Origin of the sequence: Vibrio sp. TRT 29B02 (assembly GCF_050113655.1) — a bacterium.
GTDB lineage: Bacteria > Pseudomonadota > Gammaproteobacteria > Enterobacterales > Vibrionaceae > Vibrio.
Genome location: NZ_JBNJOJ010000023.1, coordinates 69,137 through 82,938, shown reverse-complemented (window position 1 = coordinate 82,938; position 13,802 = coordinate 69,137). Strand labels below are relative to the sequence as shown.

The 13,802-nt window shown below is 44.9% G+C and carries 9 protein-coding genes; 1 reads left to right on the top strand and 8 read right to left on the bottom strand.

The annotated features are described in order from the left end of the window. Positions 1 to 366 precede the first annotated feature (366 nt). Positions 367 to 1,632: a hypothetical protein gene (locus tag ACQEXT_RS14720; RefSeq protein WP_426952757.1), complete on the top strand. Its 1,266-nt coding sequence runs from the start codon at positions 367 to 369 to the stop codon at positions 1,630 to 1,632. A 453-nt stretch (positions 1,633 to 2,085) separates the two neighbouring features. Here ACQEXT_RS14720 and ACQEXT_RS14715 read toward each other — a convergent pair whose 3' ends face one another. The 8 genes from ACQEXT_RS14715 to trxB all read right to left on the bottom strand — a co-directional run bounded on the left by ACQEXT_RS14715 (position 2,086) and on the right by trxB (position 13,677). Continuing rightward, positions 2,086 to 3,120, bottom strand: a complete 1,035-nt coding sequence (locus tag ACQEXT_RS14715) for a formylglycine-generating enzyme family protein (RefSeq protein WP_426952755.1) — start codon at positions 3,118 to 3,120, stop codon at positions 2,086 to 2,088. A gap of 271 nt (positions 3,121 to 3,391) precedes the next feature. Then, on the bottom strand, positions 3,392 to 5,713 hold the full coding sequence (locus ACQEXT_RS14710) for a glycoside hydrolase (protein WP_426952754.1): 2,322 nt from the start codon (positions 5,711 to 5,713) through the stop codon (positions 3,392 to 3,394). A gap of 116 nt (positions 5,714 to 5,829) precedes the next feature. Further along, a complete protein-coding gene (locus ACQEXT_RS14705; RefSeq protein ID WP_426952752.1) occupies positions 5,830 to 6,648 on the bottom strand; it encodes a DUF2861 family protein in 819 nt (272 codons plus the stop codon). Beyond that, a complete protein-coding gene (locus ACQEXT_RS14700; protein ID WP_426952750.1) occupies positions 6,645 to 7,295 on the bottom strand; it encodes a response regulator transcription factor in 651 nt (216 codons plus the stop codon). The genes ACQEXT_RS14705 and ACQEXT_RS14700 overlap by 4 nt, the downstream gene beginning before the upstream one ends. Next, the gene (locus ACQEXT_RS14695; protein WP_426952760.1) at positions 7,273 to 8,682 is read right to left on the bottom strand and encodes a DUF3404 domain-containing protein; all 1,410 of its coding nucleotides are present in this window, start codon (positions 8,680 to 8,682) and stop codon (positions 7,273 to 7,275) included. Before ACQEXT_RS14695 ends, ACQEXT_RS14700 begins: the two co-directional genes overlap by 23 nt. 418 nt (positions 8,683 to 9,100) lie before the next feature. Beyond that, complete coding sequence (gene cydC, locus ACQEXT_RS14690) at positions 9,101 to 10,822, bottom strand: heme ABC transporter ATP-binding protein/permease CydC (protein WP_426952749.1); 1,722 nt, start codon at positions 10,820 to 10,822, stop codon at positions 9,101 to 9,103. Continuing rightward, entirely contained in the window at positions 10,815 to 12,602 is a 1,788-nt protein-coding gene (cydD, locus tag ACQEXT_RS14685) for a heme ABC transporter permease/ATP-binding protein CydD (RefSeq protein WP_426952748.1), read from the bottom strand. Before cydD ends, cydC begins: the two co-directional genes overlap by 8 nt. A gap of 112 nt (positions 12,603 to 12,714) precedes the next feature. Continuing rightward, complete coding sequence (gene trxB, locus ACQEXT_RS14680) at positions 12,715 to 13,677, bottom strand: thioredoxin-disulfide reductase (protein ID WP_138971168.1); 963 nt, start codon at positions 13,675 to 13,677, stop codon at positions 12,715 to 12,717. Between the last annotated feature and the right edge of the window lie 125 nt (positions 13,678 to 13,802).

Sequence of the window (13,802 nt, the reverse complement as noted above, 5' to 3'; positions counted from 1 at the left end):
GATTATTTTAATACTTTAAAGAGTACGGCATTTCAGCCTCGTCATTTTCCCTCGGTAGTTAACGTAGTGACAAAGTCGCTTGGTAATTAAGGTACGACAGAATCGCTTGGTGATCACAGCTATTACCTTACAGCTCTAGCGCGTCTCTGGACATAAACGAGTTAACTACTAAATCAGAATTTAGCTAATTACCTTACTCACATATTCACTACAATTGGTAACGTTTCTCGGGAAGTTAGACCTCTTAGGAGGGCTTTTTCGCGCATATACGTTAAATAATTTACATTGTACTGCTTCAATCATAGCTTGACACTGTTTGTACAACTGGGAAATATTGAACTAAAACATAAGATTAGGGCTTTACCGATGAATGTTTGTACACGCTATAAATGCGACACCTGCGAAACTTTGATTGATTGCCGTATTGGCTTTTCCAACCGAGATGTTCAACCTCTCCAGTTTGCATGCCCCGAATGTGGAGAGCGTATTAGCTTCACATTAGGCTTAAAAGATCTTGAGGGAGCAACTGAGATCACTAACTTTAAAGCGCCATTTACTGGTGAAAACGTTTTTGTTGATTTGCACCTTGATTTTCCTACTACATTTGGTGAGTACAAACAAGGTAACACCACGTTTATGCGTGTGGTGAGCGAAATTGGACAAGAGTCTTTCTCAGATCTATCTAGGCGTTTGGAGCTTCTGAACATACTAGGAGAGCACCACCGATCTCTTAAACGACTTATATCACAATACAAACAAGGTAATACCAAGGGGTTTGAGAAAGTCATTAAAAGCCTAGAGAAGTTAGAGTTTGTAAAGCTGAAATCACATAAAGCAGAGGATGTAATAGCAGCTCTTTATTCGGCAACTTCGATTATGTCTTCTCCGCTGACAATTTTTGAGCACAATAAAGAACTCAGTGAAGTGATGCCGAGAATACTTTTCGGCCTTAATGAAGACCATCATGACAACCTAAACAAGTTCTTTGACGACTTGCTGACTACAGGCTTTCTGAAGAAAGTTCACCACGAGACTCTTAGCTTGTACCCAAAGCTAATTAAGTTGGAAGTTCCTCTGCGCCCAGCTTTGTACTATGACTACAAAGAAGAAGAACTAGGAACTGTTCCAGCGAGGGTTTCTACGACTAACTTCGAGTCGTGCAATAATACGTATAAAGATATGGCTGAGGTTTATTCTAGACAGCTAGTACTAGTGGCAGGGCTGAATAACCTCATAAAGCGAGGTGACTTTGACCTGTTTTCAGATGAGACCCGCTTGAATAAAAAAGACAAAGTTATCGCAGATTTTTCATCTCTAGAAAATTACGCAAAAGTTGACTTGGGCAGAAAACTATCTGCTTTAGATGATTGCTTCTTCAAGTATGATGAAGAGGCGCTTGATAGCCGCCTTAGAAATGGTATCGCTCACTACAAGTACGATTATAACGAAGCTACACAGGTCATTACCTATAGCTCAGCCAAAGAGGGGCTTACTAGGGATAAAACTATCGAAATGAGCCTTATGGAGTTCATGAGAAAGATGTTGTTGCTCTTCCGTGAAGTGCATAGTCTCAACCACATCATCAAAGCATTACTGTTCCACTGTGTATTGATCTTGAAGCAGCCAATTTAATCAACTCCCATATCTGAAGCGCCGAAAGGCGCTTTTTCACATCTGTAGTTTTACATTATTAAGCTGATAGTCGGTTTCTTCGTAAGTTCTCCTGAGCAAATATTTAGTCAGAAAGACAGTACCCTTTCAGGTCAGAGCACTAGTTTAGGTCTTATTAGGGTGTTAGATATAAGTAACTTTGGGGCAAAGGTGTGTTTGCCGTGATTGGCGCTGGCTGATTTTATTACATTAGAACATATCGAATTATCATAGTTAAAACGTGTGTCCCGTTAAGAATCGAGTGAATGAAATCAACGAGAGCAACTTTGCTCAAATGCGCCCGTTTGCGCCACGCTCTGGCTGGAGTTGGAGGCAGAAGAGGGAGAGAGTTGAACGGCAAATCGCGCGTTTAAATAACAACAACGGTTACTATATTTAACCACAGCGACCGCCGTAAGGCGGTCGTTTTCGATGCTAATAAGCTTGCTCCGTGCTTTGGACGGAGCAGCGAAACCCTGAACGGTATGACAGATTATCACTTACTATCGGGTCAAATGCGCGAGCGACCGTGACCATGGCCCCCCAGCCTCGTATAACTTTATACTCACCCGTTGCTGGGCCCTGAGGATCAAGTTTTGGTGACACTTTGTAATAATCTTTGGCGTACCAATCATTGACCCACTCTGCTGCATTGTAAGTCATATCATAAATACCGAGGGGATTGGGCGCAAACATACCAACAGGGTTTAAGTCCGTATCAACATTAATAGTTTTCTCAGTAAACTCTTCATAGCCACCTAGTTCTGGATTATGGAAACCCCTTCCCCTAAACTGAATAAAGCCATTGTTGGTTGCGTAGTAGAGTTTTTGACCACGGCTGCGTGCAGCGTATTCCCACTGGGCTTCGGTGGGCAGATCGACGGGCAGAGCCGTTAACTGCCCCAGCCACTGACAATAGTTTTTTGCATCTTGCCAATTTACATTTCTAGCAGATTGTTTGAGAAAGTTAGGTAAGACGGATTTATAAATCTTAGAGCCGCGTTCTAGGTACTGCCCTTCATAAACACTCTGTTCAAATGGTCGGCCTAATGTTTGTAAATAAACATCATAATCCAGCAACTCCGCTTCATACTTTGACAACGAATAACTGCTTAGGGTGACTTCATGCTGAATATCCGCCCCGCGATCAACGATCGAGACCTGACTGTAACAGCTTGCTTCTGGCGTCCAGACAGGGCGATTAAGATCGTCGTTCATGCAGGGCATACGAAAGTCGCCCATAATAAAACGGCCACCTTCGACAAACACCATATTTTCAATCGACTTTACCGCGACCTCGGCGATCTTTTGTTTTAGTTCGCTGTCTACATCTGGATAGTGTTTGTTGACATTGCTAATAATGGTGTTGAGCTGCTGTTGAGAAAGCACGTTACTGGAAATGTCGATATCGCTATTGCATGCTGCCAATAAAGGAATCGCCCCGAGAAGACCTAGCCATTTATAATTCATTATCAATCCTCATTATTTAGCTGTTTATTTTAAGCGGCTAAGCAGGTGACATGAAGTTAATGACTCGGAAATAATGTGATTATCCTTCTATTTCTTAATGATGCACACCCAGTTAATAATTAATCAATCTATCAAGTAATAATCAGAAACGCTGCCTTAATATTGGTGTAGTTTGGTATGCTGATAGTCAGTTAATACCGAAACGTAACAAGGCGTCAAAAGCTCAATCCCTTAGCTTTTGCTAACAGCTAAGGGACTAAATCAATCACATTCAGTTAAGTTCGGCTTGCCACTTTATGACTTCTCCATTGCTTAATATCGCTTTGATGGAAGCCGCAGCCACATCGATGTCGCCGTTATCAAACGCTTGAACAGAGAAGTTGGCGATGATCTTGCTGCCATCACTGAACGTGGTTTGTTGGACGGTACCGTGGTTATCTAACCATGAAAAATCAATCAACACTTTATCCCACAGCTGTTCGTGTATCGGTTCAAACCCATCTTGATAGTGTTTTAAGGCTTTGAGTCTTGGGTTTGTACTTTTCACAACTTCGTCTCTGGTTAAGTGAACCATCGCGGGCGTGTTATATAGCATGGCCGTTAAGTCACGGTTGGTTTTCACATTGGTAAACTTGAGACTGTCTGAGTGCCAATGGTGCGTATTAATTACTTCATCATGAAATACAGTTTGGTATAGCGGAATACGATATTGAGGCGAAAACAGTAGCGACTTGTACGGCTCTTTAACCTTTGCTGGTTTGAAGAAAAAGTCGGGCTTATGATCTGGATACCAGCGACCTAGAAAGTAGAGGGACTGGCGGTCTTGTTTCATTTCTTTATCTGTCCATCCGAATCCAACCATTTCTAAGCCGTGCGCAAACGCAATGCCTTTGGTAGTTAAGCTGTTGCCGTCCTCGGAGCCCAATACGAGAGATGGTTGCTCGCTTAGCCACTGCATTCGGTTGTTAAAAGCGGAAAGCATCTGCAATTCACTGGTATTGTCACTGTAGTCCTCACGTGCCATTGCGGTCGCATCGACATCTAAGAATAAACTATTGAAGTGACCAAAGTTCATGATGTCTTTAGCGCGCTGTTTTACGTAATCCAAATGGCAATTGGGATTTAAGTAGAAGCCGTTACCGCGAAAGCCTTTTTTCAAACTCCCATCAGCTTGTTCAATTGCGCATGTGTTTCGTATTGGCTCTGGCAGCTGAGCGGTTAACCAGCTGTCATTTAACCGAGCCGGTATTGCGGTGTTATAGGAGTCGTAAGTCCCAACCAAGTAACCAGATTGCTTGGCTCGCTCGACCGCGTTTGGTTGATAAAAAGCCGGCATCCAGTTATCAAAGCCTAACCAAAGCTTGTTCAATCCGGCGTTGTTTAGATTATCGACCATAACGGAAGATAAGGCTTGTCCCCAAGTGTCTGGTGAGTTAAGAAACGAAGACGCATGTTCAGACAACCATTTTTTTCTGCTTTGCGCTGCGATGTATTGTGCCTCAATCGTGTTATCAGCCAATGTAGGGGATGCGACGGGGTATAAGCTTTGTAGCGATTGGCTAATCGAATCCAATAGCAACTGTTTGTGGTATTGGCTCAACCAGTCCTTACCCTTAGACAAAGTGGTTAGCTCACGCTCAGCCTCATCGGATATTTTGAGCTTAGAGCGTTCAAAGTACCATTCTTTTAGTCCCCACCAGTCTTTCACATCTTGGATACTTAAAGGATCTTTACCAAACAGGTAGACATGACTTGCACCAATCAACTTGCTGACATCTGGATTACGTATTTGCTTTGAGGTTAATGATTCTGATAATCCATTAGCGATTCGCCAGTCTCGGTACTGCTTTGCACCGTCGAGCATTGATTCTCCGAGCGTTATGCGGACAGCAAAAGGTTGCGATTGATTTAGCATGGTGAATTGATGCGATGCGTTCATATCAATATGGGACTTGTTTTTCGACTTCAATTCAGAAGTTACATCAGTAAAAAACAGTTGGTTATTGGTTGGGTTGATCAACTGATAGCTGATGAATTGATCGTTTTGCTGCGTGGTCCAAAACGGCATCTTTAAGTCTTGAGTAGTGTTACTTCCAGAGTGGTTATTGGCGAGATAATTCGCCCATAGCCTATGGTCGGTAGGTACGCGCATACCTTCACTAAAGGGCAGCAGCAGTGTTTGTGTTTCTTGTTCCGCAAGGTCGAACCAAGCCAGTTCTATTGGTTGGTTGCGCTTTACCTTGATATCAGAAGGTAGGGTGAATTGGAGGCCAAGCTCACCTTGGTTTAACTCCGCGGTGACTGTGATACGGCTTGGCATTAACGTCCAAGAGGCACTGGTTGAGTCTGTGGTTATCGCGGCCACTGTTTGAGGGATACGGTCAACGGTTAGCGCAGCACTGTTAACGCTTAAGCCATTCCAATCTATCGTCAGTGTCGCTGGTTTTATTACAACAGTATTGTTGGTGGTGTCGCCACTGTGGTCTTGAAGTATAAATTCATTCGCTTGTGTATGTGTTGAAAAAGTACAAGCGGTGAAAAGGGCTAACATGGCGCAAGATGAGGCATTTAATTTATGGTGGATATTCAGCATATTTAGATTCCGTGGTAGTCATTGCGGCTATTACATCTAAGATGCGTTAGTGTTTTGTCACCTATATGTCTCTATTTCTACCTCGTAGAACCATCAAAGCCATGTACTCATGCCTTCTAGAAGGGCACAGCGACACGTTGAACGTATTGGACCTCAATCGTCCCCTGGTACTCGAACATTTCCACTGATGCGCTTAGGTGCTTGGCGTTTGCCCCCGCTGGGCTTTGTGCCGGAACCGCAACTTGCTTTGCCTTGATCGGCACTTTGAAACCTAACATGTTGTAGTTTTCATCAAACCATTGCCAACTTACGTGGGTGCTAGGGCAGTTATCGTTCACCTCTGGTGGCGTGATCACAACGTGTGCGTTGTCAAGTTTATTCTCCAGTGTTAACCAGCGCTTGCTGTCATCTAACGCAACAATAATGGGGTAGCTGTTCGCCCCTACGGTTAATTGATAAACACCAGACTCTGGCTTAATGAACATCTCATTAGTCTCGATTTCTTGGTAGTCGACTCCCAAGTTGAGTTGTCCTTCAATCAACATAAGACCATCAGGAGCGATGAGTGTGAGTGGCTGTGCGTTTTCATTTAGATCACTGCTGCGTGGTTCGGCTGAGATTTTAATCTGATAGCCCTGTGACGAAAGACCGTAACGTTTAATAAAGCTCACCTGGATGTGGTGGGCAGATACATCGCTTTGTTTAAGTTGTCTTCCACATTGAGTTCTGGTGAGTATTTCTTGTTTTACGGGCAGCCAAAGCTGACTATCAAGTGCTGCTTGATTGAGTGCGATTTGTAGCTCTTGCCATGCGATCTGCGGTTGCTCATCAAGTAGCGACTGATAAGAGCGTTGTAAAGGGGTATCTGCAAACCAAGCCGCATGGCAAGCAAACGGGAACGCACATAGCAAAGCAGTTAACGATGTTACTTTCATTGCGCATCCCCAACCAAACGATAGCCAACACCACGGTGAGTTTCTAAGTGGAGTGTTGGCAGTTTCTGACGCAAACGGAGTATGTGGTTGTCTACTGTTCGGGTGCTTGGAAAGGCTTGATAGCCCCAAATCTTGTTGAGCAGTTCATCTCGATGAAACACTCGCCCTTGATTTTGGATAAACAGAACTAGCAGTTGAAACTCTTTAGGTTTCAGAGGGATAGGGTTTTCTTCCAGATAAGCAATTCTTTCTGATAGATTGATCTTTATGTTAGCGTAAGTTAAGTGGCTTGTCCCTAGAGGGCGTAGCTGAGTAATGACGCGTGCGAGTAACTCTTCATTTGAAAAGGGTTTCGTCACATAATCTTTGGCGCCCGCCATTAAGCCCTCTACGCGCTGTTGAACTTCTACTTTCGCAGTTAATACAATCACGGGTAGCGCCTTGAGGAGCAACCAGTTTGGAAGGTGTTGTAAGCTGTCGCCGTCTTCTAGTTGTCTATCGAGCACAACAAGATCGGCGCGTAACCACAGTTTACTGGCCTTGCTGGAATCTTGCGCCCAAAGACATTGATAACCGTTTGACTCAAAGAAACTGACGAGGCCTTGCCCAAGTAAAGGGTCATCTTCAATCAGTAGTAGGGTATTCATAAGCTATTTCCAAAATACATCGTGTCGGATTACGAAGAATAATGAGGCGCCCATTTGCCTGTTTCATTAAATGTCCCACAATGGTGAGGCCAATACCCATGTTGTCGTGTTTATGCGGGTCGTTTGTAGTGACTCGGGACAAAGTACGTTGTAATAACGAAGGGAAATGTCCTTGATCTTGAACTTCGATCCTGAGCATATCTAAGAGCGTTACATTAACCGTTACCTCACCTTGACCGTGTTGCTTAGCGTTCTTGATCAAGTTATCTAAGCAAATCGTCAGCCAGTAATAGGGTAGGTTAAGCTCTACTTCTCCGGATTCACATTGATAGCCTATGTTGTGCTTCCCACATACATGTTCAAGCCACTCATCAAGAGAAGCGTTTTGCTTCAATAGAGGTTCAGACTGTTCAGTGCTCAGATAGACCTTACTGTTTTCAGTGAGTTGAGACAGCCTTTGATAATCAGAGATTAAACGCCAAACCGCACCTTGAGTTTCATCGGAGAACTCATCGTAGCGATTTCTGAACATTTCTACCGTTAAACCTAAACTGGTGATCGGTGTTCGCAATTCATGAGTCAGAAGTTGCAATACAAACTGTCTCTCTTTACGTTGCTTAGTTTTTAAATACAGTGAACGCCCTAACATAGAGCACAAAACAATCAGCAGTGAAAAGATCATCACTTTCATCAAGAGTGTGTCGTTGGTTGTTTCACTAAGACATAGGTTGCTGTAACGAAAAGAACAGTTCTCTCCAGATAAACTTACGCCTTGTTGGCGTGCAATGGGTTCCCAAATATCTGACGGGACTGCTTTCCAGCCTTGTTCTCCACTTAACCAAAGTACATCACCTTGTTGCCAAGCTCGGTATCCATTTAGCAGAGCTTCTCTTCCTTCTGCTGTTAACGGCTGTAGTTTGTTGTATAGCGGGTGCAGTGGATTGGTAACCGTTAAAAATGGGTAGATTTGTTCGCTTGTCTCTGGGTAACGCGCCACATAACGGTCCGCGAAACTTCCACCAGCAGGGTGTTGTTTAGAGTGAGCGGCAAACCAGATCGAATCTAACCTTTGCTGCTGACACAAAGCGAGCTCGAACTCGATGGCATCGTTTAACGCCGAGTTAGAAGGTTCAATCGCTTCGCATGTCTGCTGTATCGCGGCTAACGACGCAATATCTTGCCAACTGAATGTGTTGAAATCGGGGTAACGACTACGGTCTTTAAGCAGAGCCTGCGGGTAATGAGATAACTGTTGTTGAGAAACAAAGATTTGGGATGCTTGCCAGCTCAATTGATAGAGTGCTTGCCACTTGTCTTGCAAGCTTTGGGCATTGGCTAACGTAGGGAGCCAAAACAAAAAACAAACGGCTAAGGTCAGCCTGTGCATCCAGTTATTCTCGTTAAAAGTCATAAGCGCCAGTCTAAAGAGTTTTGCTCGAGATTTGTAACCTTAATGTCAACAAGTTTCCCTGCTTTATCAAATTGTGACCGAGAGTCGTGAAACGCGTATTGCATTTCAACTGACTACTATTAGACCGGTACAGTTTCTTGTGGCATAGAAAGAGGCAAAGTAAGTTCATTTCGCAGATTGCGATTTGCATACTACGAATTTATAACGCGGAAATGGGCAGTTCTGAGCTAGCTACTATGATTAGCTCGTTGTGATCCACCTTCCGGCGTCCAGACTGGGCGATTAAGTTCGTCGTTGATTGACATTGCTAATAATGGTGTTGAGCTGCTGTTGAGAAAGCACGTTGCTGGAAAATACCGTCAAGCATTGATGTTTGACGGTATAGGGTATGTGACTACAGAGTTTGACTGAGTTGATAATAGCGACCTTGTTGTTCGAGGAGTTCCCTGTGGCTACCATGTTCAACAATTTCACCTTGTTCAATTAGACAAATACTGTCCATCTTGTCTAAATCAACTAAGCGGTGAGTAATAAAGACAACTGTTTTATCAACGAAGTGTTGCTCAAAGAGCTGCATGATCTGCTGTTCGGTTTGCTTATCCAACCCTTCAGTTGGTTCGTCAAGCAGTAAAATGGGGGCGTTATGAAGTAATGCACGAGCAATACCCACTCGACGTTTTTCTCCACCCGATAACTGACGACCGCCATCGCCAAGCCAAGTATCTAACCCGGTATCATTGAGCAGCTTGGCTAATCCGACCTGAGTTAATACCTGTGCCAGTTCATCGTCATTCGCTTGTGGTTTAGCCATGATCAGGTTGTCTCGCAAAGAGCCGTTTAGGATATCGACCCGCTGGCTGACCACACTGATTGCCTTGCGAAGGTCGCTTTCGCTCCACTTTTGAATTGGCATTCCAGCGATTTTAATCTCACCCTGCTTTACATCCCAATAACGGTTTAGTAATTGGAGCAGAGTAGACTTGCCCGATCCCGTCTGACCAACGACAGCAATACGGTGTTTGGCCGGTATGTTAAGGCTAATTTTTTTAAGCACTTCGCTTTCTGTATCTGGGTAGCTGAAAGAGACACTCTGATACTCAATCGAAAATGCTTGATTATGACTATCGCTATGCTCCGGGAATTGGACATCTGGTTCAGAGAGAATAATGTCGTTCAATCTGCGAGCAGAGGTAAGAGTCTGACCTAAATGCTGGAATGCGCCTGCGATAGGCATGAGTAGCTCGACACTCGCCATCGTTGCGAAGGCAACTAAGGCGATCATTGGATCTGGCGTATTTCCGCCGACGCCATCAGCAGCGAGCCAAAGCATCAATATAATTGTCCAGCCATTAGCAAGTAGCAGTAGAGCTTGTGCAAGGCCAGAGAAATGGGCGTTAAAGAACTGGTTCTTCAGCAGCTTTTCTTGAGTGCTCAAGATAGCCTCACGGTAACGTTGCTCTGCACCGAATAAGGTTAGCTCACTGTAACCTTGAAGCCAGTCTAAGGTCGAAATACGAAGCTCAGCTTTATTTTGTGTTAGCTCGCTACCATTTCGTTTGCCCAACTTATAAAAAAGTATCGGCCAAGTAAGTAGCAGGGCAAAAAGAATCGCCCCTAATGTCATACCAAGTTCGGCGTCAAACCAACTTACTAGCGCTGTAAGGCCTAATATACCTAACGTACCGACGATCATTGGACTAACAAGTCTTAGGTAGACATGATCCATGGCGTCGATGTCGGCAACCAAACGGTTAAGTAAGTCAGCGTCACGTAGGTTTGATACGCGGCCCGGAATGAGTGGAGCAAGCTTGGAAAAGAAGAAAATACGTAAGTCGGTTAGGAGCTTAAAGGTCGCGTTGTGACTCACTACGCGTTCCCCCCAGCGTCCTGCGGTTCTGCCCATAGCAAAACCACGAACAAAGGCGCCCGGCAACATGTAGTTGAAGGTCTCGCGTGCAATCGTCAATCCCGCGATTGCGGCGGCGGATAAAAACCAACCAGACAAGGTCAATAAGCCGATAGAAGCAGCAAGAGTCAGGAACGCAAGCAACATCCCGAGCGATAGGCCGAACCAATGCTTCTTATACAGTTTGAGGTAGGGAAGGAGTTCACGCATCAAGATTCCCCTTATTCGCTTGGTTAAGTGCCTGATTGGCACTGAGCATTTCTTGGAAAAGCCCTTGTTGTTGAGCCAACTGAGCAAAGCTACCGCTTTGAACAATTAAACCATCACGCATCACAAGGATTTGTTCTACATTCTGAAGTGGCGTCAGTTGATGTGTCACCATTAGCGCTGTTTTGTTTTCTATTTGGTTTTGTAAACCTTGCATGACTAAGCGTTCACTTCTTGCGTCTAAGCTCGCTGTAGGCTCATCGAGTAACCAAAACTGACCGTTTTGAATCATGGCACGTGCAAGCGCTAGGCGCTGAGCCTGACCGACGGACAAACCACCCGAACGATCGGAAACCGCATAATCTAAACCGTGTTGGTTAACAAATTCAGCCGAGAAGGACTCTTCCAGTGCACGCTGAACGCTTTCTTCACTGACGTTGGATTTGCCCAGCGTGATGTTGTCACGAATGGTGCCGTGCAATAAAAGTGGGTTTTGTCCGACCCAACTGATGTTTTGACGCCAGTTAGCGAGATCAATCTCAGTACGTTCAATATTATTGATGGTCAACGAACCACTGTAAGGCAAGAAGCCCAAGATAGCGTTGATTAGCGACGTTTTACCTGCACCGCTAGGCCCGACTAACGCCGTTGTTTGACACGCCGTGATTTCAAAGCTGACAGGGCCTAATAGTTTCGTCCCTTCAGGAGAGAAGACTTCAAGATCCGTTGCGCGAATAGTGATAGCGTCATTATCAGCGAGCGTCTGACTACCAGAACGGACAGTCTCTACGTCAATTTCAATAAATTCAACAATGCTCTCTGCAGCGCCCACTGCTTGCTGTTTAGCGTGGTAGAAAGTGCCTAGATCACGAAGAGGCTGATAAAACTCAGGTGCGAGGATCAGAATAAACAGCCCAGCAAACAGAGTGACCCCCGTGCCGTAATCGCCAAAGTTCAACTCACCGATAAAGGCGAAGCCAAAGTAAACGGCTGTCAGTGCGATTGAGATTGAGGTGAAAAACTCAAGCACAGCAGATGATAGGAAGGCAATTCTAAGTACGTCCATGGTTCGGGTACGAAACACTTCTGACGCACCGCGCATCACTTCTGTTTCTGCCTTAGTTCTATCAAACAAACGGATGGTCGTCATTGATTGAAGACGGTCGTAAAAGTGCCCGGATAAACGTTGCAATGCTTTAAAGTTTTTACGGTTTGCGTCAGCCGCTTTCATACCGACCAAAGCCATAAATAATGGCACTAGCGGTGCAGTAATTAGAAAAATGAGTCCAGCAGCCCAGTTAACGGGGAAGACGACGATCAAAATGACGAACGGAATCAAGACTGACAACGACATCTGCGGCAAATAGCGCGCAAAGAAGTCATGCATATCTTCTACTTGTTCTAAGAGTAGCGTTGCCCATGCACCCGCTGGTTTACCTTTGATATAAGCAGGCCCCAGTTCGCGTAATTTGTCTAAGATGAGTTGGCGAATATAGATACGAATTTGTTCACCACAACGGTACCCCGCAATTTCACGTCCCCATGAGCAGAGGGCACGTATGGCTACGATAGCGGCGAGACCAAAAAAGTGAGGCACTAACGTGTACTTATCGACATGCTCGATAATCAACTGATGCAGTATGGTTGCAAGCAGGGCGGCTTGAGCCAATAGAAAAATGCTTGAAAGAACGCCAAGACCGACAGCGACCATAAGCCAGCGTTTGGCGAGCTTACTTTGCTGCTTGAGCCATTGATTCAAGCTGCGTTGTTTCTTTTTATCCATTGTGAAGGCTTAATGAGAATTATTATTAGCAATTAGAACTGCGCATTATACAAAAGAAAGCCCCGCGGTAACACCGCAGGGCTTTAAGGATTTGAGCCAAAAGTGAAAAATATTATTTACTATCTGCCAACGCATCCAAATAGCGTTCTGCATCAAGAGCGGCCATACAACCGGTACCCGCAGAGGTGATGGCTTGACGATAGTTGTGATCCATCACATCTCCAGCGGCAAAAACGCCGGCAATGCTGGTTTGTGTTGCATTGCCTTCCAAACCAGACTGAACAACAATATAGCCGTCTTTCATCTCAAGTTGGCCTTCGAAAATGGCTGTGTTTGGCTGGTGGCCAATCGCAATGAAGGCACCCATCACGTCAATCTGCTCAACAGACTCTGACTGAGTATCTTTGATACGCACACCCGTCACGCCCATATCATCACCCACCACTTCCTCTAGAGTTCGATCAGTGTGTAAAACGATGTTGCCGTTTGCGACTTTATCCATCAGACGATTGATCAGAATCTTCTCTGCTCTGAAAGTATCACGGCGATGAATCAGGTGAACCTCTGAAGCGATATTTGATAGATAGAGCGCTTCTTCAACAGCGGTGTTACCACCACCAACCACTGCGACTTTCTGGTTGCGATAGAAGAACCCATCACAGGTCGCACAAGCGGAAACTCCACGCCCTTTAAATGCTTCTTCTGACTCTAGGCCAAGATATTTAGCCGAAGCACCAGTGGAAATGATCAGAGCGTCACAAGTGTATTCACCGTTGTCGCCAATAAGACGGAAAGGGCGTTGGCTGAGATCAACCTGATTAATGTGGTCAAACAAAATCTCGGTTTCAAAACGCTCTGCGTGTTCTTTCATGCGTTCCATAAGGTTTGGTCCAGTCAGACCCTCAGGATCACCAGGCCAGTTTTCTACCTCAGTGGTCGTGGTTAATTGACCACCTTGCTGCATGCCGGTAATCAAAACTGGTTTTAGGTTTGCACGCGCAGCATAAACGGCTGCAGTGTAGCCAGCAGGACCAGAGCCAAGAATAAGAAGATTGCTATGTTTGACGTCGCTCATTTGTGCTCCATTAGCGGTGACGCTTTCTATGTAGTTTGTCTCGATTGTATGGAATATATGGGGGCTTTGAAAGAGTTAGCAAGCGTGAAAACAGGAATAATTGGTTATAGGTTAGAACGCAATCG